Source organism: Nitrospiraceae bacterium (assembly GCA_020632595.1).
Taxonomy (GTDB): Bacteria; Nitrospirota; Nitrospiria; order Nitrospirales; family UBA8639; genus Nitrospira_E.
Genome location: JACKFF010000003.1, coordinates 290,640 through 313,282 on the forward strand (window position 1 = coordinate 290,640; position 22,643 = coordinate 313,282).

Annotated in this window: 20 protein-coding genes and 1 tRNA gene; 16 read left to right on the plus strand and 5 right to left on the minus strand. The window is 50.8% G+C overall.

What is annotated here, in order from left to right; translation table 11 throughout:
- The 3 genes from H6750_08770 (at position 1) to H6750_08780 (ending at position 2,607) form a co-directional block, all read left to right on the plus strand.
- Complete coding sequence (locus tag H6750_08770; GenBank protein MCB9774402.1) at positions 1-1,092, plus strand: HEAT repeat domain-containing protein; 1,092 nt, start codon at positions 1-3, stop codon at positions 1,090-1,092.
- A 14-nt stretch (positions 1,093-1,106) separates the two neighbouring features.
- Positions 1,107-1,877: a HEAT repeat domain-containing protein gene (locus H6750_08775; protein MCB9774403.1), complete on the plus strand. Its 771-nt coding sequence runs from the start codon at positions 1,107-1,109 to the stop codon at positions 1,875-1,877.
- Between the two features lie 61 nt (positions 1,878-1,938).
- Positions 1,939-2,607: a HEAT repeat domain-containing protein gene (locus H6750_08780; protein ID MCB9774404.1), complete on the plus strand. Its 669-nt coding sequence runs from the start codon at positions 1,939-1,941 to the stop codon at positions 2,605-2,607.
- A gap of 150 nt (positions 2,608-2,757) precedes the next feature.
- On the opposite strand, the gene H6750_08785 is transcribed toward H6750_08780, so the two are convergent.
- The gene (locus tag H6750_08785) at positions 2,758-4,089 is read right to left on the minus strand and encodes a UDP-glucose/GDP-mannose dehydrogenase family protein (GenBank protein ID MCB9774405.1); all 1,332 of its coding nucleotides are present in this window, start codon (positions 4,087-4,089) and stop codon (positions 2,758-2,760) included.
- 159 nt (positions 4,090-4,248) lie between these two features.
- Here H6750_08785 and H6750_08790 point away from each other — a divergent pair.
- Positions 4,249-4,323: transfer RNA gene (locus tag H6750_08790), tRNA-Gly, on the plus strand.
- 362 nt (positions 4,324-4,685) lie between these two features.
- Here the strand turns inward: H6750_08790 and H6750_08795 are convergent.
- Positions 4,686-5,993 carry a hypothetical protein gene (locus H6750_08795; protein MCB9774406.1) on the minus strand — a complete coding sequence of 436 codons (1,308 nt, stop codon included), beginning with the start codon at positions 5,991-5,993 and terminating at the stop codon, positions 4,686-4,688.
- 262 nt (positions 5,994-6,255) lie between these two features.
- Here H6750_08795 and H6750_08800 point away from each other — a divergent pair, with 262 nt between their 5' ends.
- From H6750_08800 to H6750_08810, 3 genes are all read left to right on the plus strand, one after another.
- Positions 6,256-7,158, plus strand: coding sequence for a ChaN family lipoprotein (locus H6750_08800; protein MCB9774407.1), 903 nt, complete (start codon positions 6,256-6,258; stop codon positions 7,156-7,158).
- Positions 7,159-7,206: 48 nt separating this feature from the next.
- Positions 7,207-7,452, plus strand: coding sequence for a CDGSH iron-sulfur domain-containing protein (locus H6750_08805; GenBank protein MCB9774408.1), 246 nt, complete (start codon positions 7,207-7,209; stop codon positions 7,450-7,452).
- A 312-nt stretch (positions 7,453-7,764) separates the two neighbouring features.
- Positions 7,765-7,932 (plus strand): hypothetical protein, encoded by a 168-nt coding sequence (locus H6750_08810; GenBank protein ID MCB9774409.1) that lies wholly within the window; start codon positions 7,765-7,767, stop codon positions 7,930-7,932.
- Positions 7,933-8,010: 78 nt separating this feature from the next.
- Here H6750_08810 and H6750_08815 read toward each other — a convergent pair whose 3' ends face one another.
- Entirely contained in the window at positions 8,011-8,769 is a 759-nt protein-coding gene (locus H6750_08815) for an arylesterase (GenBank protein ID MCB9774410.1), read from the minus strand.
- Positions 8,770-8,924: 155 nt separating this feature from the next.
- Here H6750_08815 and H6750_08820 point away from each other — a divergent pair, with 155 nt between their 5' ends.
- From H6750_08820 to H6750_08830, 3 genes are all read left to right on the plus strand, one after another.
- Positions 8,925-9,599, plus strand: a complete 675-nt coding sequence (locus H6750_08820; protein MCB9774411.1) for an ABC transporter ATP-binding protein — start codon at positions 8,925-8,927, stop codon at positions 9,597-9,599.
- The gene (locus H6750_08825; GenBank protein MCB9774412.1) at positions 9,596-12,253 is read left to right on the plus strand and encodes an FtsX-like permease family protein; all 2,658 of its coding nucleotides are present in this window, start codon (positions 9,596-9,598) and stop codon (positions 12,251-12,253) included. Before H6750_08820 ends, H6750_08825 begins: the two co-directional genes overlap by 4 nt.
- Before the next feature lie 790 nt (positions 12,254-13,043).
- On the plus strand, positions 13,044-13,481 hold the full coding sequence (locus H6750_08830) for a response regulator (protein ID MCB9774413.1): 438 nt from the start codon (positions 13,044-13,046) through the stop codon (positions 13,479-13,481).
- A gap of 46 nt (positions 13,482-13,527) precedes the next feature.
- Here the strand turns inward: H6750_08830 and H6750_08835 are convergent, their stop codons facing one another.
- The gene (locus tag H6750_08835) at positions 13,528-15,393 is read right to left on the minus strand and encodes an AsmA family protein (protein ID MCB9774414.1); all 1,866 of its coding nucleotides are present in this window, start codon (positions 15,391-15,393) and stop codon (positions 13,528-13,530) included.
- A gap of 147 nt (positions 15,394-15,540) precedes the next feature.
- On the opposite strand from H6750_08835, the gene polA reads away from it, so the two are divergent.
- Positions 15,541-18,399 (plus strand): DNA polymerase I, encoded by a 2,859-nt coding sequence (gene polA, locus H6750_08840; protein MCB9774415.1) that lies wholly within the window; start codon positions 15,541-15,543, stop codon positions 18,397-18,399.
- A gap of 42 nt (positions 18,400-18,441) precedes the next feature.
- Positions 18,442-18,729, plus strand: a complete 288-nt coding sequence (locus tag H6750_08845; protein ID MCB9774416.1) for a hypothetical protein — start codon at positions 18,442-18,444, stop codon at positions 18,727-18,729.
- A 355-nt stretch (positions 18,730-19,084) separates the two neighbouring features.
- On the opposite strand, the gene H6750_08850 is transcribed toward H6750_08845, so the two are convergent.
- Positions 19,085-19,792, minus strand: coding sequence for a hypothetical protein (locus H6750_08850; protein MCB9774417.1), 708 nt, complete (start codon positions 19,790-19,792; stop codon positions 19,085-19,087).
- Between the two features lie 244 nt (positions 19,793-20,036).
- Between H6750_08850 and H6750_08855 the strand changes: the two genes are divergently transcribed.
- The 4 genes from H6750_08855 (at position 20,037) to xth (ending at position 22,378) form a co-directional block, all read left to right on the plus strand.
- Positions 20,037-20,279 (plus strand): hypothetical protein, encoded by a 243-nt coding sequence (locus H6750_08855; protein MCB9774418.1) that lies wholly within the window; start codon positions 20,037-20,039, stop codon positions 20,277-20,279.
- Complete coding sequence (locus tag H6750_08860; GenBank protein ID MCB9774419.1) at positions 20,276-20,650, plus strand: type II toxin-antitoxin system PemK/MazF family toxin; 375 nt, start codon at positions 20,276-20,278, stop codon at positions 20,648-20,650. The genes H6750_08855 and H6750_08860 overlap by 4 nt, the downstream gene beginning before the upstream one ends.
- Before the next feature lie 226 nt (positions 20,651-20,876).
- Positions 20,877-21,164 carry a hypothetical protein gene (locus H6750_08865; protein MCB9774420.1) on the plus strand — a complete coding sequence of 96 codons (288 nt, stop codon included), beginning with the start codon at positions 20,877-20,879 and terminating at the stop codon, positions 21,162-21,164.
- Between the two features lie 440 nt (positions 21,165-21,604).
- Positions 21,605-22,378 (plus strand): exodeoxyribonuclease III, encoded by a 774-nt coding sequence (xth, locus tag H6750_08870; protein ID MCB9774421.1) that lies wholly within the window; start codon positions 21,605-21,607, stop codon positions 22,376-22,378.
- Positions 22,379-22,643: the final 265 nt, after the last annotated feature.

Consider the following 22,643-nt stretch of genomic DNA (forward strand, 5'->3'; position numbering starts at 1 on the left):
ATGCCGAAAGAAACATTCGAGACCATCATTTCTGAACTGGATCATGAGGAAGATTGGCGCCGAATGCGGGCCACCTCCACCTGCATGAAAGGTGGGCCCAAGGCCGTCGAAGCCATCATTCAAGCCATGGCAACGGGCTCTTCTCACTACAAGGTGGAAGCGGCAAAAATGTTAGCCCGCCTACGGGATCCCCGAGCCGGTCAGGCCCTTGCCCATGTCCTGAAGGATGAGGATGAACAGGTAAAACAGGCAGCTGTGGATGCCTTGGAGCATATGGCTGGCATTTTGGACGAAGCCACCGCCTCTGCACTCTTAGAATATTTACGTGACGATACGCTCCAGGAAAAAGTCACGGCCCTACTTGGTGTGATTCCCACCTCGATCGGCCCTCTGTCGGAACGGCTCAAAGATCCCGATCCGGCCATCCGTCTCCGGGCCGCAGAGATTCTCGCCCACCTCCTTGATCCTCGATCGGCAAATGCGTTTGTTGATGCCATGTCCGACCCCGATCTTCGTGACTTGGCCACCGATACGTTGCGGAAATTGGGTGCGATTCGTGACCGTGTCGATCAAACGATGAACGACCTCCGGGCTGTGGACGAATCCGAGTTAAAAGAAGGCGTCCGGCAGGAAGCGGTTATTCAACTGCATCGTATTGGACGACCAATCGTGGAAATTCTGATTGAATACCTGGAAGACGATGACTGGGTGGTTCGGGAAGCCGCCGCTGACACCCTTGGCAAAATTGGCGATATTCGCGCGGTGGAACCGCTGATGGTCCGGCTCCGGTCTGACAAAGACACAGGGGTGAAAGAACATGCGCTGAAATCCCTTGGGCTCATCGGCGACCCACGGCCGGTAGAATTATTCATTGAAGCCATTCCTATTCGCCCTCTTCGCATACTCGCTGTCGAAGCTCTGGAGAAAGTGAAAGATATCGAGGTCCTGAGGCCCCATATGGAATTATTTGCCCGATTGAAAAACGACCGGGATGGCTTAATTTCCTATAATTCCGGTGTCATCCTTGACAAACTCGAGGCTGCCACTGCACAAATGAACATGGCTGAAGAGACCTGGGCCGCAAAGGAATAAAGGAGTGATGACCCATGACGGAAGGTAACCACGTAGACCCCTTATTGTCGGCGCTTCGCGATGACAATGAAGCCCTTCGAAATCATGCCGCTTCTAGACTCGGGGAAGCCGGGTCAGAAGCAATCCCCAAGCTCATTAATATGTTTCTGGAAGACGATTGTGTGGTGCGTGAGGCAGCCACCAGTGCGTTGGTTCAAATTGGAGAACCGGCCGTGGATCCCCTGATCGAGGCGTTAAAAGATGATGAGGAATGGTCTGTCCGGGAACAGGCAGCGACCGCTCTCGGGAAACTCCGGGCAATGAAATCGGTGGAACCTTTAATACAAGCTCTCCGTCTTGATAAAGACGGAGGCGTGCGCACGGCCGCCATCTGGGCATTGGAACGCATTGGCCATCCTGATGCCGTTCCCGCCTTGGTGGATGCTTTGATGGACGCGACTCTTCGTGAGGATGCCGCAAGAGTCTTAAAAAAACTGGGGGATTCCCGCGCGACTGATGCTCTGGTTGAGGGCTTACAGGCCTCAAACTGGATTGTGCGCCGGCACGCGGCAGAGGCGTTAGGGAAAATTGGCGATCCTCGCGGTTTAGATCCTTTAATTCATGCTCTGGCCGATGAGGACTGGTTGGTCCGTCGTAATGCTGCAGAATCACTGGCTCGCTTCAAGGATAGTCGGGCCATCGACCCCTTGGTCCCCTTGCTCGAAGATGAAAATGAAATGGTTCGGGACACTGCCGAAGGTGCTCTGGCAAGCTTGGGATGGACACCGGATTCTTCACATTCATAGTTCATGGCAATCAATGCTCTTTTGACTTTTTTTTAACTCTTACTAAGGACACTGACACATTATGGCTAACGAAGCACCCGCAAAACTCATTTCAATCGGGCCCAAGAGTGGCACGAAAAAAGATGGGTTTAATCTTGTGACCGAAAACGTCACCGCGATCAATCTTGAGACAAAACAAATTGAGGTCGAACTCCTGGCATACGATGGAAAGACCGTTCTGATGGATGTCAGTGAAGAGGCTGCCGAAGACCTCCAAAAGATCAAAATCGGTGACGGGGCGACTCTTCGCGTCGTGGAAGAAGACGGCAAACGAATCGTCAAAAGCTTTCGCATCCGCTCGAAGGACCCCAATATTCAACGAGCCGATGCTGCGCTGCAGGATCTTACCGATACGCACTGGCTCAATCGCAAGCATGCCATTGAAGTGCTTGGCGAACTCCGGGTTGAAGCAGCCGTAAAACCATTGGTGGAAATGCTCAGTGATGAAGTCGGTGACGTCCGGCAGCGTGCCTATGAGGCCTTGATAAAAATAGGTGCACCCTGTGTCCCTGATGTCATACCTCTTTTGGTTTCTGAAGATGATGACCTTCGACAATCGGCAACCGAAATTCTTCGAAAGATTGGGAAACCCGCAGTGGAGCCTTTGGCACTGGCATTAGGCGAGGCTGATGAAAGACTTCAAAAACGCATAATGAAGGTGTTGGACCGCATGGGCTATAAACGCAAATAGGATACCCGGCAGGATACACCAAAAGCCGACCATCTATCGCACACAAGACCCAGAAGGCCATTGGGACGCGTCTTTATCCCTAATCCTTAATTTTGGTGGAGGTTTGCGAATTAAGGCTAGGCTTCGAGCAAGAGCCATGCCTTTCGATTCTTAGCTTTTTTGAGAAGGATGGGTTCCCACGGTTTTTCGACCCACCGAAAGATAGTAAAATCCCTGATCTTCCATGCGTTGCGGTTCATAGACATTGCGAAGATCAATGAAAATCCGTGACTTCACCGCGGCCCGAACCCGGTCAAAATCCAAATTTCTAAATTGGTTCCATTCCGTAACCAACAGCACGGCATCGGCCCCTTCTATTGTTTGATAGGCATCCTGACAGGGGACCATGGTTGGTAATAGCTTCATCGATACCTCCAAGGCCTCCGGATCGTAGGCCCGCACGCTCCCGCCCGCTTTCATGATCTGCTCTGCCAGGAATAAAGCTGGTGAATCCCGGATATCGTCCGTGTTAGGTTTAAAAGCCAATCCGAGTATGGCAATGGTTTTTCCGCGTAACTCCCCGACCGCTTCTCGAATTTTCTCCATCATCCGGACTCGCTGATCGTCATTCACTCGTTTGGTGGCCTTGGCTATGGTCATTTCATAGCCATTTTCATTTCCGATATTGATTAACGCGGCAGTATCTTTTCCAAAACACGACCCTCCATAACCCGGACCTGCATGCAGAAACTTCGACCCGATTCGTTTGTCTAATCCCATCCCCTTGGCCACCATCTGCACATCGGCTCCAACCCGTTCGCAGAGGTTGGCCATTTCATTAATAAATGAGATTTTTGTGGCCAAAAACACATTCGAGGCGTATTTGATCATTTCTGCGGTTGGAATATCGGTAATCACAATGGGCGTTTCAAGGATATACAAGGGACGGTATAAATCTTTCATAATCGCCACCGATTCCGGACTGTCGGCTCCAATTACCACACGATTGGGCCGCATGAAATCCTCAATTGCCGATCCTTCCCGAAGAAATTCAGGATTCGAGACCACGCCAAAACTACAGGCCGTTTCCTGATTCGCCTGAATAATCGATCGAATACGTTTGGCCGTTCCAACCGGCACGGTGGATTTGGTCACAACCACTTTATATCCTGTCATCCGGGTCCCCACATTTTTGGCCACTTCATCGATAAAAGACAGATCGGCAGACCCGTCCTCACGGGAAGGGGTTCCCACGGCAATAAAAATGACAAGGGCTTCATCGACGGCTTTATGTAAATCGGTGGTAAATCGAAGACGCCCGGCCGTCAGATTTTTGGTCACGAGTTCGGAAAGGCCTGGCTCAAAAAATGGCACCTTGCCTTTTTCTAAATCCGCAATTCGTTTGGCATCGGTGTCCATACACAGCACATTCAAGCCAAATTCCGCAAAACAAGCCCCTGTGACCAATCCAACGTACCCCGTTCCTATCACACTGACATACATGAAATTATCCCCCTTGATCTCAATATAATATATATTATCCCCATTTTACTCGGTTAAAACCTTATTGCACTTAAAAAAGAACGAAACAGTATACCCTATTCAATGTTGCTTGACAGCCTCCAGGGTGCCAACTAGAATCAGTTCAAAGTTTCCAATAGAGCGGGAATAGCTCAGTGGTAGAGCATCGCCTTGCCAAGGCGAGGGTCGGGGGTTCAAATCCCCTTTCCCGCTCCAATTCAAGCGGGTCCTTTCCGAATTAGAAGTACCTCTCTCCTTCGCCCTTTACTTGCCTGGCTGCTGCGGCTCAACCTTTATATTCATACCGTCTAGCGGCTCCCACAGACATTCCTCCTTGGTTGGCCCGGGAATTTTGACCAATATTTCTAAGTCCTCATTCAAATCTTTGAGAAAATCTTTCATTTGGCCGACTGTCATGGTTCGTGCCTTTCTAAAAAAATTGTTATTTCCTGCGCTGCCCTCTTAGAGCAATTCAATTCTTTTCTACTTCTACATTTAAAATAGTTAGGCTCTGACGGGTCAGATAGATGAAATTTTTCACTATTTGACGCATATTGGGAAGAATTTTTTTCTTCCCTTCAATGGGTCACCAAAATCACCCACCACGGCGTGGATTCTTCATGCATCCGTGAAAACTGCCGTGCCGTAAAACTGCTGGGGACGCCTTCCAACACTGCTCCACGTCGAATTTCCACGTACCTGAACCGGCAAGACATCTGCACATCTTCCTTTTTCGAACCCACAAAAGGCATAGGATCTCGCAGAGTGGCCACCCGGGATAGGTCTTTTCTCTCCCCGACAGCCATGGTGGACAACTCCTCATAGACCTTCCCGAAAATTTCCGGAAGGAGGGCTTTGGTAAAAACCTCATTTCTTGGGCGAAATCGATCATCGTCCAGCAACTGGCTGAGCATCTCCCAAAAAACCTCATTATCGATAGCCGAAAAAACGCTTACCCTGCTTCGTTCGGCCATGAATCCTAACAGCGCCAGGGGACCCAGAATGTCAAATTTCCAATCGGGGAAGGTTAATGTGCGCCCCTGGTGAGAGACCTCTAAAACGGGTTCACCTTCATAGCGACTCTGATGATAATTTCCCCGGCTGGATTGGAGATGAGCATGGATAATTTCAGGAGCCACTCGACTTGGTTCATATGCGAAGGTGGGATTGGCTGGAGCATGGCAGGTGCTGACCGTGTAACGGGGCAACCGCCCTTTGCTCTTCGCAAACGTTTCCAGGCCGATGCCTCCCCAAAATTTAAAGCGTAATTCCTCGGGCGGGTAATTCTGTAAATATCGCTCACGATCCGGATTTTTGTGATAGACGCCGCCCACCCGAGATCCCGGCATCAACCGATCAAACGCATGCAAGGTCAGAGAAGTACGTTGTGTCCGTAAATACGGGAGATAGTGATCTACCAATTCCTGCTCAAAGGACAAATCTCCAGCCCCGACATCTAATAGGGAGGGTGTGGCCGTGTGCCGTAACGCATCATAGGGATTTGAGACATTCCGAATTATTTCCTCCAATTGAGCCCCGGACAGCCCTTCCGGATCTTCCTTGCTTCCGCCATCGGCTAAGAGTCCCCATACCATGAGCGCACGCACTGCTTTGGAAGGGGGAAAGCCGGTTAATTCTTTGAGTACCTTGTTTCCCTCTTTGTTTCCAGTGGATTTGGAGAATTGTTGCAGGGCATCCCCTAATCGATCGCGAAGTGATGAATCAAGAGAGGACTGTTGTATATGTTGAAGTAGTGCGGGCAGCATGGTTTGAAAGGTTTCAGGAGCCATGCATTTCCTACTTGCCTCCCAGTGGTGTGGAAAGGATTCCCGACTGACCCTGATTGTCTCCCGAAATGCTGCCAACCCGATTTTTTGATCATCCATGACGTGTCATCCCTTATGGAAGTGTTGAAAAAGGCCAATTATTTGAATTTTTCAACCGCCCCCTTCTGACAGTCCCCTCATACAGTCCCCTCATCCGATTCTTCACGCACCTTAGCCGCTCTGAATATTCTGAAACAACCGAATGGCTTCCGAAATATTGCCCAAAAGAGAGAACTATGCTACACCTTGGCTCGTTATGATCACCCATTATTTCCCTCGTGCGAAACAACACTTCCTCTCCCTACTCCTGGGAATCATGGTGATGAGCGCTAACGCCGGATGTGCGACGTCACAAGCCAATCCGACGATATTTGCAGTCAATCACATTTACGGTGTCTCCCGGCAGCAGGTCACCACATTCGACGATCTGCTCCCTCAACTATTAGCCGCCGATGTGATTTATATCGGCGAAGAACATTATACCCCTTCACACCTTGAGGCAGCCCAGACAATCTTGAATGCCCTCCTGGCCCATGACCGGCACCCGGCGCTGGCCATGGAAATGTTTAGTTGGGATGGACAATCCGGGCTAAACCGGTACATCCAAGAATCCGAATTTACGACCGAACAACTGATAAAGGACTCACAATGGAACACGAATTGGGGTGGGGATTTTGCCGATTATCAACCATTGGTGACCTTTGCTAAATCGCATAAACTCAAAATTTTTGGCCTCAACCCACCACGCCCCCTTGTTCGCTTGGTCGCGACGAAGGGATTAACCGAAGCCTTGCAAGAGCCGGAAATGAAAAACTGGCCAATTCAAGAAATCGTGACCGATAATCCCGCATATGAGCAATTGATCTTTGAACAAATTGAAGCGTGCCATCCTGGCTTGCCAAAGCACGTGTATCGCCGAATCTTCGAAGCCTCCATCTTCCGGGATGAAGGCATGGCTCAGATTATCGCCAATTACCTCAGCACGCGATCCCGGACTGACGGACCGCTGGTGAGCTACACGGGCGGCGGTCATATTCAGTATAAAATCCCTGTCCCTAAGCGAGTTGAACGAAAGCATCCCGGCGTCAAATCCATTACCATTTATCTCGAGGCCTGGGATCCCTCCAAAGAACAGGAGGTTCGTTCGGAGATGCAAACCGGCATTGCCGATTTTCTCTGGCTTACCCCTTTGGGCCCCAAAGGCCTTCAGCCCCGTTGCGGCTAACAGTATGTAATCACCCAATTTCTTGAAAAATGAAGGAGAACCAAGCACATGGGCGACCCGATTATCATTGCACAACGAATCCCCTACGTCCTGGACATGGAACCGGGAACCTATTATTGGTGCCGATGTGGACGATCAAAAACCCAGCCGTTTTGTGATGGGTCCCACACCGGAACCGAATTCTCCCCAATCGAGGTGGAACTCAAAGAACCACAAAAGGTGGCTTGGTGCGGGTGCAAGCACAGCAAAAAATCCCCATTCTGCGACGGCACACATTCCAGACTGGAGTCGTAAAATACGGCCCTCGGCCCATTGAATTCAGCCAGACTTTTTAAACAATCGAGTTGGCCCTATTTTCCCCTGCATGTAGCCCATAATATCGAGGTCATCGCTTGCTACCCATACTCAATACTTCATTCCAAGTTTATGTATTATAAACTAGTATGAAAATTCTAATTATAATTTACTATTCAATGGCTTGCATCACGGAAATAAAATTTACTACAATCCCCAACGATTGTGGGTAGCTGTTCTTGTGATTGGAACGCTATCCCAAAAATAAAGTTGTGTAAGATATTTTCAATGTCCGAAAGTGAGGATTTTCGTATGAGGCGGATTACTAGCTTTCTGAGTGCTTTTCTTGTATTAGCCGCAAACCCAGTCTTTGCCAATGAACCAGGCGGAGGATATGAAGGGATTACGGCCATGTACTATGGAATGATCGGAGTTATCCTGGCTTATGGGGTCTATGACATTTTCTTCAAAAAGTCATAACGCCTCCCGCATTCCGTAACGCACCATTTAGAGAATTCCCCTTCTTACCCCTTCCCAATTCACGGGGAGGGGTGATATCTACTCCATGGCCGGGTGACCCGTTCCATTTGTGAGTAAAGGCTCCAATGTTTGAAAAACATTCTGAGCCACAATGGTATAGCCTTCTGCCGTAGGATGAACTCCATCCGCCTGATTTAAACCAGGTTGAGCAGCCACTCCTTCTAATAAAAATGGAATCAGTGGAAGACTCAATTCCTTGGCCAGCCGTTTATACATGTCGAAAAACTCTCCCGTGTAGGCTTCGCCATAATTTGGCGGAATGCGCATACCCGCTAAAATGACCATCACCCCTGCATTCTTGAACCGGTCAATGATGCTACGAAGATTTGCATAGGTCTGTTCCAGCGGTAAGCCCCGGAGACCATCATTCACTCCCAATTCTAAGATGACAACCGTCGGCTGATTTTTTAAAATCCACTCTACCCGTCGCAATCCTCCCGCTGAGGTGTCTCCGCTAACCCCCGCATTAACCACCTCATAGTGAAATCCACGTTCCTGTAAATGTTTTTCCAATTGAGCCGGATAGGACTCCTCCGATGACACACCCAATCCAGCCGTTAAGCTATCACCAAAGGCTACGATTTTAGGCAGGGTTTTGTTCTTTCGCACCAATGGCCCGGATAAAGACGTTTCGACCGGAATTTGGTCACGAGAGTCTGACAAGTCGGAACTGGGATTCATGGACTCTGATAGACCGGGTGAGGCACTCTCTTCAGGACCACACCCCCAGATACCCAGACAGAAGAATACGAGGACTGATAGGATACATGTATGCATAATAGCTGGGTAAGATTTCCTAACTTTATTATTCACCATTTGAACCCGTTTGTGTAATCAACGTGAAGGTTCCTTCATTCTCTACGTCGCTTTCGCCCTCTTTGACCTCCCAAACTCCAATATCCCGGCTTCTCATTTCCGTCAATCATCTTGGAATGCAGCTTCGGGCGGGCACCCAGGTCGTGAAGATTTTACAGGACATTTCCTTCGAGGTCTTTACTAATCAGGTGGTGGCTATTGTCGGACCGTCTGGAAGCGGTAAATCAACTCTCCTGGGATTGCTTGCAGGCCTCGACCGACCAACACAGGGGTCTATCCGCATTCACCAGACCGACATCACGACCTTAAGCGAGACCGAAATGGCGCACTTTCGACGCAAGCACATCGGCTATGTGTTTCAAGCCTTTCATCTCATTCCCACTTTGACGGCACTGGAAAATGTGGCACTACCTTTAGAATTGCAAGGAATAACCACGGGCACATTACGAGCCAAAACCCTTTTACAATCCGTCGGATTAGAACATCGTCTTCACCATTATCCCGTTCAACTCTCTGGTGGCGAACAGCAACGAGTGGCCTTGGCCCGAGCCTTTATTGTCCGCCCTCCCCTTCTGCTTGCCGACGAACCCACCGGCAATCTGGATAGCTCAACCGGTGCCATGGTCATTGATCTGCTGTGGGAACTTCATCAGCAACACGGCAGCACTCTCGTCCTAGTCACTCACGACATGTCATTGGCCGCTCGCGCACAACGTATCCTAACCTTGCGGGATGGAGCAATGGTGAACGAGACGGCCCCTCCGCTGTTATCCTCCGGCTCAGAGACATGATTTCCGTTTCTGTCAAACTCTCCTGGCGGGAAATCCAGAGCGCCTGGTCTCGTTTCCTCTTTTTATTTCTCTGCATTGCACTCGGTGTCGGCGCCATTGTGGCAGTGGACCTGTTTGCCGTGAATGTCGCACAAGTCATTCTGGGGGACACCCGTGCTCTGTTAGGCGGTGATGTCGAGCTATCATGGCGGCGGGCGATTTCAGACAAGGGCCGTCAGGTGCTGGACTCCCTCACTGAACGTGACATCGTTCTCTCCCATGTGACTGAAATCGCCGCAATGGCGACGGTGAACAATCCTGGCTCCCAAGCGCCCCTCCCCCAAATGGCTTCTCAATTGGTAGAACTCAAGGCCATCGATTCGACCTATCCTCTCTATGGTCGGTTGGTAGCGGAGCCTGATCTCCCGACAGCGCAACTGCTGGATTCGATTCAATCCGGTTGTGGTCGTACGCCGTGCTTTGGAGCACTTGTCCAGGAATCCCTGCTGATCCGGCTCAATCTGACCGTTGGCAGCGAGCTGCAGATTGGCCAAGGAAACTTTCTTATTACCGCCGTACTAAAAAAAGAACCCGACAAAATTGCCAATGGATTTAGTTTGGGCCCCCGGGTCATGATTTCCCAGGACGCGCTCAAGGCCACCGCATTGATCCAGACCGGAAGCCGAATTCAGGAACGCTATCGTCTGTCCATATCCAACTCCACCTCTCTTGAGCTCTTGATGGGTGAGTTACGCGGGCGCCTCAGCCAGGAAGGGGCCCAGGTCACCTCATTTCGCGATGCCCAGCCACGACTCCGCCGGTTCCTTGACCAATTAAATCTCTATCTTGGGCTTATCGGGTTTACGATCTTATTGGTCGGTGGGATCGGAGTAGCTTGCACGATTCAAGGCTTCCTCACACAAAAAATACCCATTATTGCCACACTCAAAACACTGGGAGCGGATTCTTCACAAATCATTCGCCTCTACCTCACGCAAAGCCTCATCCTGGGAGGGATCGGTAGTCTTCTTGGGGTCATAGTGGGCGTAGTGCTCCATCGAGGCTTACCGCTATTGCTTCAAGGCATTATCCCTGAAACCATGCACATGAATCCCACTGTTGCTCCTATCCTGCGTGGGATCGTTCTCGGCATCCTCACCACGCTGGCCTTCTCACTCTGGCCTCTGTTGGCCATCCGTCATGTCTCTCCGGCATTGGTGTATCGACAAGCAGTAAACCACTCTCAAGCTATGGCCAGCACCCAATCCAGATTAACCCGATGGCGAACCATCCTGAAGCATTGGTGGAATGACCGGGCACAGGTCGTGGTCAGCATCAGCATGATGGTGGGCGTGACCGGCCTGGCTATGTGGCAAGCCCACTCACTGACTCTCGGTTTATTTTTTTCCGTTGCCTGTGCGGTGGCAGTTCTCCTCCTCATCGGAGGCACTGGAGTGCTCTATAGCGTTCTCCGGCATGTGCCGATTCCTCAACGGTATTTGTTGCGTCATGCGGTGAGGAATCTGCAACGGCCTGGAAATTTCACCAAAGCCATGACGTTGGCCATTGGAATTGGTGTCATGCTTTTAACCACGCTAACCATTGTGCAACGATCCTTACTTGATCTGATAGGAAACCAGATACCCTCCCAGGCTCCTTCGTTTTTTTTCATAGACATCCAACCGGACCAACATACCCAATTTGTGGACGTGCTCCAACAACAATTCCCGGATTCACCGTATAATTTGGTTCCTGTCGTGAGGTCTCGTCTCACGGCCATCAACGGAAAACCCATCGATCCTGAAGAGCATAAAGGCCAACGAAACGGATGGTATTTCACCAGGGAATACGTCTTGACGACATCCCGGGATCTTCCAAAAGATAACGTCCTCACCGAGGGGCAATGGTGGGATCACGCCAAGCAACCAGGCTCGGATGAAGCAATGAGAACGCCTTCAGATTTCCCCCTGGTCTCAGTGGAGGAAGACGCCGCAAAAAACCTGGGGCTCACCCTGGGCTCAACCCTGACGTTGGACATTCAAGGGGTGCCACTTGTCGCAAAAGTGAGCAGTCTTCGGCAGGTCGATTGGGGAAGTTTTTCCATAAATTTTTTCATGATCCTTCAGCCCGGCTCTTTTGACGGCGCCCCGTTCACCTACATCGCCACAACCAGAGTGCCCACAACCCTCGAGATCCCCTTACAGCAAGCCATTGTCGCCGCCCTGCCCAATGTGACAGCCATTAAGGTGGGAGATGTGCTGGAGAGTATTAGTCGGATCTTTCGCCAATTGGCCCTGGGAATCCAAGCCTTGGCCCTTCTCTGTCTGGTCACCGGCGCCATAGTCATGATTACGGCGATTTCAATCAACCGGTACCGGCGTCTTCATGAATTGGCAATCGTGAAAGCCCTGGGAGCAAGTCGCGGGCTACTAGTATTTTCGCTGGGGGTGGAATTCGGTGTCATTGGAGCCTTTGCAGGATTGGTTGGACTTGGATTGGGGTGCCTCCTCTCCTGGTCTCTCCTGTACTTCTTTTTTGACCTCACCTGGACCTTCGATCTCATCATATTGAGCACAGGTTTGCTGTTGACAATTCTGCTATGCCTCGCGACAGGCTTTCTCGGAACTTACCGGTTGCTGGGCTTTCCTCCTCTGTCCGTCCTCCGTCAAGAATAGTCAGGGGCTGTTGAAAAAGTCCGCCAACTGCGTTCTCAGCCCTTTGTCGTGTTCACGTAACAACCGACAACATGTACGTTCCACGCGCCAAATGGCCTGCGGACTTGCTGGCCGAATCTTTTTGAACAGCCCCCAAGAAGATGCCGGCATTTCCTCATCCCGATGAACCAAGATTAACTGACCGTGTGCAAATTTCGAATGTTCAACAAGCCTCTTTCGCCAAAGCCCAATCCCTGAACCTCACAAGTGCCCATTTAATCCTTGATCCCCTCCCCGATGTTATCCATTTAGATACAGACTGTATGCTGTTGAATAACAACCTGTCCCACAACTGATGGCCTAATACCTCAGCCTCTTTACATTTTTTAAAGAATTTCAAAACCCATTATAAAAATTTTTCCCTCCATTCAACAGTATTTCAAGGAGTTATATGCATGAGATCCATAAAGGATCATTTTATTCCATTTTGGGTACGTTCTTTGCTTTTTAAAATGGCAAACCTCAAAAATTTTGAGAAAAGCCATGGAAATTATTTTAGCCATCTGTGTCACGGGTCTTGGAATCTTCGGAGGAATGCTCGTCATTTGGAATGGTCAGAACCCTGTCCCTTCTAAGGCACCTGGCACTTCCCATACACGTTAGAGAGATGGCCAAAACAACACAGATCTGTGCGTACCCGAGAGTTGTTCATGAGCCTTCTTTGAGTGATGTTACCAACGGCGAATCAACCTTGAAGGGGCTCGATCCATCAGGATGGTGGATTCAGTCATAGGGTAAAAAGGAGACCTTGATGTCAAAAAACATACTCATTATTGATGATGATGAAATGAGTCGCAGATTGCTCCGGATGGTCCTGGAATATGATGGATGTCAGTGCGTGGAAGCCGAAAACGGAGCCAAAGGGTTATCACTGCTTGAATCAAAATCATTTGACGTTGTGATTCTGGATAATGCGATGCCCGTCATGACCGGCATGGATTTTTTGGACCAATTACGGCATATTCCACACAAACCGGACATCCCTATCATTATGGTGACCGGTTTCCTCAACGCCGTCGTCCGCGAAAACGCCACCCGCTTAGGAGCCTATGCGATTATTGGTAAACCGTACGATTTTGGGGAATTACGGGCCATTGTCACTCAATTATGTCCTTCTGCCGGTTCCCCACAACCCCATTCCTTCGTGGTGGCCAACATGTCCCAAACTTATAGTCCCCCTCCGGCCTGAGCTAGGGATGAAGGAATCATTCCTTAAAAAAAAGCGGGCTCCAGGGCTATTGTCCAAATAACTGTTTCAGAACGTCCGCTCCGTCTTGTAAGAGTTGCTGTAATTCCTGTTCATCCCCCTGTAAGACTTTCTCAATCCTCCGCTCCACATTCGCTTTGACCTGCTGCCCAAAGGATTGCGTATCCAACTGCAGTAGCGGTTTCTGAACGGTTCCCATTACCGTAAAAGGCAGCACCAACCTTCCCTGATGCCACGCCACTTTGGCCATCGGAAACCGCTGAATAATCCGGTCGCCGATCGTCCGTGAAACGGCCAGATTGCCTTGCAGATTCAACGATTCATCAAAGGCGAGACTTCCCACCCCTGTCATCGAGAAATCTGGGGCCTCAACGTTCAATTGCCGAATCACCAGTCCCTTGCCTTCCAGTTCCACGTTGGTATCAATCAAAGAAAATTTCGTCGCACCGGTGGATTCCTCCAGAAGGTCCGGTAGCTGAAGGGCATCTTCAATCCCCTGCATGACATCAAATCCAACTAATTGCCCATCCCGAATCATCAATCGGATTGGTCCGGTCATCTTTGACGGCCCGGATGGCGAGTGTGCCGCTCGCGCCACGATCCAATGCAATTCTCCCACACCGGTCAACCGGTGGGAGGAAGACCGTAAGGCCTGCATCATTGATTCAACCGAAAAATTCGTCAAGGTTCCCTGGAACGAGAGCAGGGGAACAGCTGGGGTCCCGTCCCATCTTCCATGCGCCTCAAGATTTCCCCCAAACGCTTGGGCCTTGAGGAACACCAGGTCCACCCTTGGCCCTTGGCTTACGGTTTCAAAACGAATCTGCTCCAGTGAAAACGGGCGTTGCACGGAAAGCACCCAGGGAAAATCTTCTGAGGACAGAGTAGGGGCCTCACCGGATAAAATCAGACGGCCAGGCGTACCTTGACCCGAAAGATGAATGGTCGCCTCACCCGTTTGGAGTTCAACGGTCAACGGATCAATCCTCACTCCTGTGAAAGGTTTCGGTGATTCCTTGGAGATCAGAGATGCCATCAGATGAGCCTGAAGGTCCTTGACGAACACAGGTTTGTCCAACGCTATATTCAGGGGCATGTCATCCGTCGATAGGTCTGAAATCTGCACGTCTAACTCAAGTCTTCCATCCATCACTTGGCCCTGTGCGGTTCCCTCTACCCTGCCTATGCTGCCCGCGAGATCAATCATCGGAAGATCAAAAGTGGATTGAAGGGGACCAAATCGCCCGGTCATCTCCAATGGAAGCTGATTGGGCATCACCATACCCTTCAGGTGCAGGCTCGCCGTCTGACCTAATTGAACGGAATCCGTGACCAACTCCAGTTGCTCAAGGTGGTAGGACCGGAAGGGTTCTTTGGCACGATCCTCATACTGAAGAGTCCCTCCAGTCATGGAGAACCGCTCCACTGCAAACACACCGAATAAGGGCTTGAGAGCATTGGCTGGATTCGAACCCGCCTTCTCAGGCGAATGGAGAGCGGGATCTTTTCCGACAGTGGCCATATTCAATGCCCCATCATGCCTGCGGATGATGTGAACTGTCGGATCCTGAAGACGCACGTGTTCAACCTGAATATGCCTGCGCAGCAGTGGGAGCCATTGAATCTCCACCTCAACCGAAGGAATCGTGACAAACGCCTGAGGACTGAACGCCGGATCATCTCCAATCGTCATGCCCTGCATCCGAACACCCAGTTGAGGAAAAAGCGTTAAACGGACATCCTGAATTTCCACCGGACGATGAAGAGCCTGCTCCAGAACAGGAAGATACCGATCCCGGTACCGATTCAAATCCAGCAAAACCAGAAGGAACAGGATGGCCACAAACACTAGAACAATGATCAGAGCAAGACCTACCATGATTTTTCGTCTCACAGACACATGCTCCCTTTCCAAGCCAGATGATTGAGGATTCTACCATGTCCCATCCCTTGGTTAAGAAATTTTCCTGGGAAGTCGACACCTCAAGGGCTATCAGGTATCTTCAGTGGGCCAACAATCGCACAAAAAGGATATTTTCCCGTGAACACCGTGAGTGAACCAGTTTCCCCTCTCCCGATTCGTCATGTCGTGTTAGTCGATGCCTCAGGATTTATTTTCAGAGCATTTCATGCCATCAAGATTTTGAACAGTCCGAATGGCACTCCCGTCAACGCCGTCTATGGATTCATTACCATGTTGATGAAACTCCTGGACGATATGCAACCGGACCACATCGCCATCATCTTTGACTCCGCACGCAAAACCTTTCGAAACGATTTAGACCCGAATTATAAGGCTAACCGCAGCGAGCCACCTGATGAATTGGTGCCCCAATTTGGTCTCGTCCGTGAGGCGACACGGGCCTTTAATTTTGATTGCATTGAGCTGAACGGGTTCGAGGCCGACGATTTGATCGCCACATACACCAAGGAAGCTCTGGCAGCCGGCGCGGAGGTAACCATTGTCTCGTCGGACAAAGATCTCATGCAGTTGGTCTCGGATCAAGTCAGTATGTTCGATTCCATTAAAAACCGGCGAATCGGGCCCGACCAGGTTCTAGAGAAATTCGGCGTGCCGCCTGAGAAAGTTGTCGACGTGCAGTCATTAGCAGGAGATTCCACGGACAATGTGCCCGGCGTCCCGGGCATCGGCATCAAAACAGCCGCACAACTCATTCAGGAATATGGTGATCTGGACACCCTCCTGGCGCGCGCCTCAGAAATCAAACAGAACAAACGGCGGGAAAGTCTCATTGAGCACGCCGATAAGGCCCGCCTCTCGCGCGAACTGGTTCGACTTCGCTTCGATGTCCCGCTGCCATTTCCGCTTGAACAATTGGAGCGACGCCAGCCGAACATGGAATTATTAGTCAACTTCCTCAATGAACAAGGCTTCAAATCGATTCTGGCTCGCATACAAAGCCGCTCAAAGGGAGAACAGGAAACCGGGATCACGTCTTCTCCAACACCGGCCAGCGATGCACCAGTAACCCAAGATCCCGAAACAAGTCCGCTGCCAACAAAAGCCCAGTACGAGTTAATTCAAACAGTGTCAGCCCTTCAAGGCTGGATAGATGAAGCGACTCGTCGCGGGGTGGTGGCCGTCGACTGCGAAACCACCTCTCTCGATCAAACCAGAGCTGAGTTGGTTGGGTTTTCACTGAGCCTGGAATCCGGCCGGGCCTGTTATGTGCCTGTGGGTCATGTAGCCCCGGGATCCACCTCTCATCAGGATTTACTTTCACACGATAGGTCTGCTGCCTTACCGGAAAGACCGGAACAGATTCCCCTTCAACAGGCCCTCGACATCCTTGGGCCACTGCTGACAGACCCCGGTGTGCTCAAGATCGGACACAATATTAAATACGACATGGTGGTGTTTCGCCGGTATGGCCTCAACATCTCCCCCGTGGACGATACCATGTTGCTTTCATACGTCTTAGAAGGGGGCATGCATGGCCATGGCATGGACGAATTGGCCGAACACTTTTTGGGGCATATGACGATCAAATTTAAGGACGTCACCGGTACCGGAAAGGCTCAGGTCACGTTTGATCAGGTTCCCCTGGAAAAAGCCTTGGAATATGCTGCGGAAGATGCCGATGTGACCCTGCGACTGCATCAGGTCCTTAAGCCCCGTCTCATCAGTGAACACATGACCGCCGTCTACGAAACGCTCGAGCGTCACCTCATCCCCGTGCTGGCCACCATGGAGCAAACAGGCATCAAAGTCGATGTATCCCAACTCAAACAAGTCAGCCAGGAGTTTTCTCTCCGTCTCCGGGACCTGGAACAAGAGATCCATCGCCTGGCCGGAAAGACCTTTAATGTTGGTTCCCCCAAACAACTCGGCGAAGTGATGTTTGACGACCTTGCCTTGGGAGGAGGTCAAAAAGGTAAAGCCGGCAGCTATAGCACTGGGGTTGAGGTTCTCGAATCCTTAGCGGCTCAAGGCCATGAACTCCCGTCACGTGTGCTGGAATGGCGGCATTTGGAAAAACTGCGCAGCACGTATGCCGATGCGCTCATCCGTCAAATCAATCCCGACACGAACAGGGTGCATACCTCCTACGCCATGGCATCTGCCGCAACCGGAAGGCTCTCATCCACAGACCCCAATCTCCAGAACATTCCTATTCGCACCGAAGAGGGTCGAAGAATCCGGCGGGCCTTTGTCGCGGAGCCCGGTTGGACACTGCTCTCCCTGGATTATTCACAGATTGAACTGCGTCTGCTCGCCCACGTCGCGGATATTCCCGTTCTCAAGAAAGCCTTTTGGGAAGGCCAGGATATTCATGCGCTCACCGCCAGCCAGGTCTTCGGCATCCCCCTGGAACAGATGGATCCGGGAATTCGACGAAAAGCCAAGGCCATAAATTTCGGCATCATTTATGGAATCAGCGCCTTCGGGTTGGCCCGCCAATTGAGCGTGGAACCGGGCGAGGCCGCTGCCTATATCAAAACCTATTTTGAACAGTATCCCGGCATCCAGGATTACATGGAACGCACTAAACAATTTTGCCGGCAACACGGATACGTCCAGACATTGTTCGGACGCCGGTGCCACGTCCCGGGCATTCATGATAAAAATCCTGCCAGACGAAATTTCTCTGAGCGGGCCGCCATCAATGCCCCATTGCAAGGCACGGCGGCCGACATCCTGAAGCGCGCCATGATCCGCGTACCTGCGGCATTGGCAGAGCATGGCTTAGCCCCATTGGCGAAAATGCTCTTAACCGTCCACGATGAATTATTATTCGAGGTAGAAGAAGCGGCGGTCGAGCAAACTACTGCGATCATCAAACAGGTCATGGAAGCCGCCACACTCCCTGCCTTGCAATTGTCGATCCCGCTGACGGTCGAAGCCGGACATGGCCCATCCTGGGACAAAGCCCATTAAACACCAAAAAGAGTCGTATAGGAGAAAGGAAGTTCAGAAATAATGGAGATACCGACCTATCGTGAATTATTAAAACTTGTCTGGTTTCTGGTGTGGCGACATGTGGTGATTCTGATGTTTGTAAGTATGACGATCGGATGGGCGGTTCCTGTGATCTTCAATAGCACGATCTCGGAAGACTCTCAGTATATTTTAGAAATCTGCATTTATGGCGTGTTATTCTTCGGCATCACCCCGTTTATTTTGAAGACCCTGTTTCAAAAACAATTTCAAGGCTTTCAAATAATTTTTCAACGTGATTCGTCCTCAACACCACTTTCCTCACCATAATATTGGGATCGTATAAAATAGATGGCTCCTTTTCTCTTTCATCTGGGTCAATGATATGTCCGTCTCCCATGATCCGACGCCTGCTGTCTGCCCCAAAGGAGGGACGCTCTTATCCGCCTGCGGGCCTTGTTTGAGTCCTTCGGCATGGCTCAGGATAGACTCCGCGAGTTGGCCCGCTCTCCCTAAATTCGCGTCCATTGTGACCGTCGACAATACGGAGGAAGCCCGGCCTGCAGCCCTGTCACGCAGCTGCATCGCGTGCAGCCTACTCGGATCGTGAGTGGAGCCACGGGCGGATATGAACAGCTCGTGGTGCGCCTGTTGGCGGTGGACGCAGGGTTGCCGATCATTGTGGTCAATCCGCGGCAGGTGCGCGCAGCACTGCCAAAACGACAGGGCAGTTGGCCAAGACCGATGCGATTGACGCCCGCCTGCTGGCTCTCTTTGCGGCTCGCGTGCAACCCCGCCCTGCGGACCCAGCCCGATCAGCCACGGCGTGGCTTCTTGCTGGCCCAATCGGCGACAACTGGTGGCGATGATCACCGATGAAACATCGCCCGGCACTGGCCACACCACCCCATTCGCCAGAGCATTCAGAAGCATCGGTTGGTTGGAGCGCCAATTGGCTACCCTGGATACCGAGTTCACCGCTTGATCCGGCAAAGTCACGTCTGGCAGGAGCACGAAGACCTTCAAGGTGTGGCGGCGTGGGCCTGTGCTGATCCGGACCTGCTGGCCGATCTGCCGGGTTGAGGGACCTTGTCCCGTCGGCAAGTGCGACCTCAGCCAAGGAATCGCGCCTTTTAATCAGGACGGTGGCACCGGCGCGGAGCATCGGGCGTGTTGGGGCGGACGGGCCCTGTGCGCACGGCACTGTATGGCGACACTCGTGGCCACCAAATGCAATCCAGTAATTGCGGTCTTCTATTACCGGCTCCTCATGGCGGGCAAACGGAAAAAAGTGGCGCTGGTCGCCTGCATGCGAAAGTTGCTGACAATTCTGGGTCACAATGGTCAGCATAAGACGAAGTGGGTAGAGATACGTAGTTAGGCGAGTTGACATTGAAAACAGTTGCTTACAAAGGGGAGGAATATTTCGGCACATGTTCTCAAGCATTGGCCGATGGGTTTGCCCACACTAAACCCGGAAGAACCAAAGGATAAAGGGAGAAGGCAAACGTGAAACCTAAGGGGTAAGGGACCGGAGGATCCTTTCCACTCACTCCCGACTTTTCACTTCTCCCTCCCTGGTTCACTTTTCAGGAATGGCGGTATATACTTTTGGTGATACCTGAAAGGAGGGAGAGATGAGTAAAGTGTTATCCCTAAAACTCGACGAAAACGCCTACCAAGAAACTGAAGCCATTCGAAAACGTTTGAACATGCCTCGAAACCTGTATATCAGAAAAGCTCTGGCTCACTTCAACGCCCTCTACACGAGAAAAGCGTTGGCCCAGGACTATCAAAAGGCCTCTCAGCAGGTATCCGCTGCTCATCTCGCCTATTTGAAAGAAACCGAACTTCTCGATGATCTGCCAAACGACCTATGACGCCCCAATATGGCCATCTGTATTTGGCAGACTTGAATCCACGATTTGGAACCGAACCCGGAAAGATTAGACCGGTTGTCGTCGTTCAAACTGATGCCTTGAATCCCTACCACCTTTCCACGCTCATTTGCCCATTAACGACCCAAGTGGTTGATGTCCACACTCCCCTTCGAGTATCAATTCCTGAAGGGGTCTCAGGGCTGACCAGTATCTCTGACATTTTAGTGGATCAAATCAAGGCCATTGATAATCAACGCTTTCGCAAGGAACTCGGGGCCCTACCCGATCCCTATCTTGCCGAGCTTCGGAAAAAACTAATGCAAATTTTGGACTTCGTCGAGGAAAGTCTCTCTTTGGCACCGCCCACTTGAGTCATATCCCATATTCAGAAACCCATGGGTGACCAAAATGCAAACATGGAAAATTGGGGGAGTGTTCAAAAATTCCCGTCCAGCAAGGCCGCAGCCACTTGGACGAGCGGAGCGTATGAAGGAGTACGTGAGCACGGCCAAGGGGCGAGAACGCCGCTGGCGGCATTTTTCAACACTTCCCATAAATCTGTTACCCTCTGGAACGCTGTGCTGACAAAGGAGTCATATGGAAATACCAACATATAAAGAACTGTTGAAATTAATGTGGTTTCTGGTGTGGCGACACGTGGTGATTCTGATGTTTGTGAGTATGACGATCGGATGGGCGGTTCCTGTGATCTTCAATAGCACGATCTCTGCAGACTCTCAGTATATTTTAGAAATCTGTATTTATGGGGTGTTATTCTTCGGCATCACCCCGTTTATATTGAAGACCCTGTTTCAAAAACAATTTCAAGGCTTTCAAGTCATCTTCCAACGCGAACCCGACTCACCACCACTTTCCTCATCCTAAAAATGGGATCGCACCGAATAGATGATTCCCTTCTCTTTCATCTGGGTCAATGATATGTCCGTTTCCCATAATCCGACGCCTGCTGTCTGGCCAAAGGGAGGGACGCTCTTATCCGCCTGCGGGCCTTGTTTGAGCAGAGCGAGTTGGCCCGCTCTCCCTAGATTCGCGTCCGTCCTATTGAATGAGGCAGACTGGGCGTCAATGGTTTTGGGTCCTTTTCCCGAAAGAAAAGGACCTCGGCTGCCGGGCCGAAACCCGGCATTATAGAAAAGCACGTTAACACGAGAATTGGTGGCACCAGTGGGATTAGTTCACATGGCAAAATTTTTTCATGGTAAGACCCGAAAAGAGATATCCAATTCACACCTCAAAACTGTGAAACCTGAATCATAAATTATCTCTGATCCTATTTATTGCTCATCACACATTCTGAAGCTCATATGAAAATCGCCACCTGGAACGTCAACTCGATTAAAGTCCGGATCCCTCATTTGATGGAATGGGTCAAACAGGCCAGCCCGGACATTGTCCTGCTGCAAGAGCTCAAAACCACTGAGGACCAGTTCCCCAGAATGGCCATCGAGGACCTGGGCTATAATATGGCCATAGTTGGACAAAAAACCTACAACGGAGTCGCCATTCTCTCAAAAGCCCCGATCGAGATCGAACACACCTCATTGCCTGGTGCCCACTCTGACGAACAAGCCCGCTACGTGGAAGCGGTGGTGGGGAACGTTCGAGTAGCTTCAATTTATTTACCCAATGGGAATCCGGTGGAAACCGAGAAGTTTACATATAAACTTGCCTGGTTGGATCGACTGATCACGCATGCGCAATCGCTCTTAGCTCTGGAAGAAGCCGTGGTGTTAGGGGGAGACTTTAACGTCTGTCCCACCAACCATGACGTGTATGATCCAAAAGGATTTGCCAACGACGCCCTCTGCCGTCCCGAATCCCGCGCCCGCTTTCGTGCCCTCTGCCATCTCGGGTACACCGATGCCCTTCGAGCCCTGCACCCCGAATTGGGGCTCTACACCTATTGGGATTACCAGGCCGGCCGATGGAATCGGGACGAAGGGCTCCGCATCGACCATCTCCTGCTCTCACCACAAGCGGCAGACCGGTTAGTCGCAGCAGATGTAGATCGGGGACCACGCGGAATGGACAAACCTTCCGATCACACTCCCGTCTGGTGTGAACTGTCCCCCTCATAAAATAGGAGACATCGCCTGGGCATTGCCTGATCAATAGGAAAGATCAACATTTTTCCTATCCAAACAATTTTTATCTTTCCTTCCAGCTAAGGTCATAGCCCGTTAAGGCGATTTTTCCGGCACCTAAAAAAAAATCCCACGCTACCCGATTGGCAAATGAAGAAAAATCTTCTATTCTGTAACTCTTTTGGGAATTAACACCCAAAATCCTGTAATGCTTAATTTCTGCTGAAAAATTCCTGCTCCATTCCGACGAGCATTCATC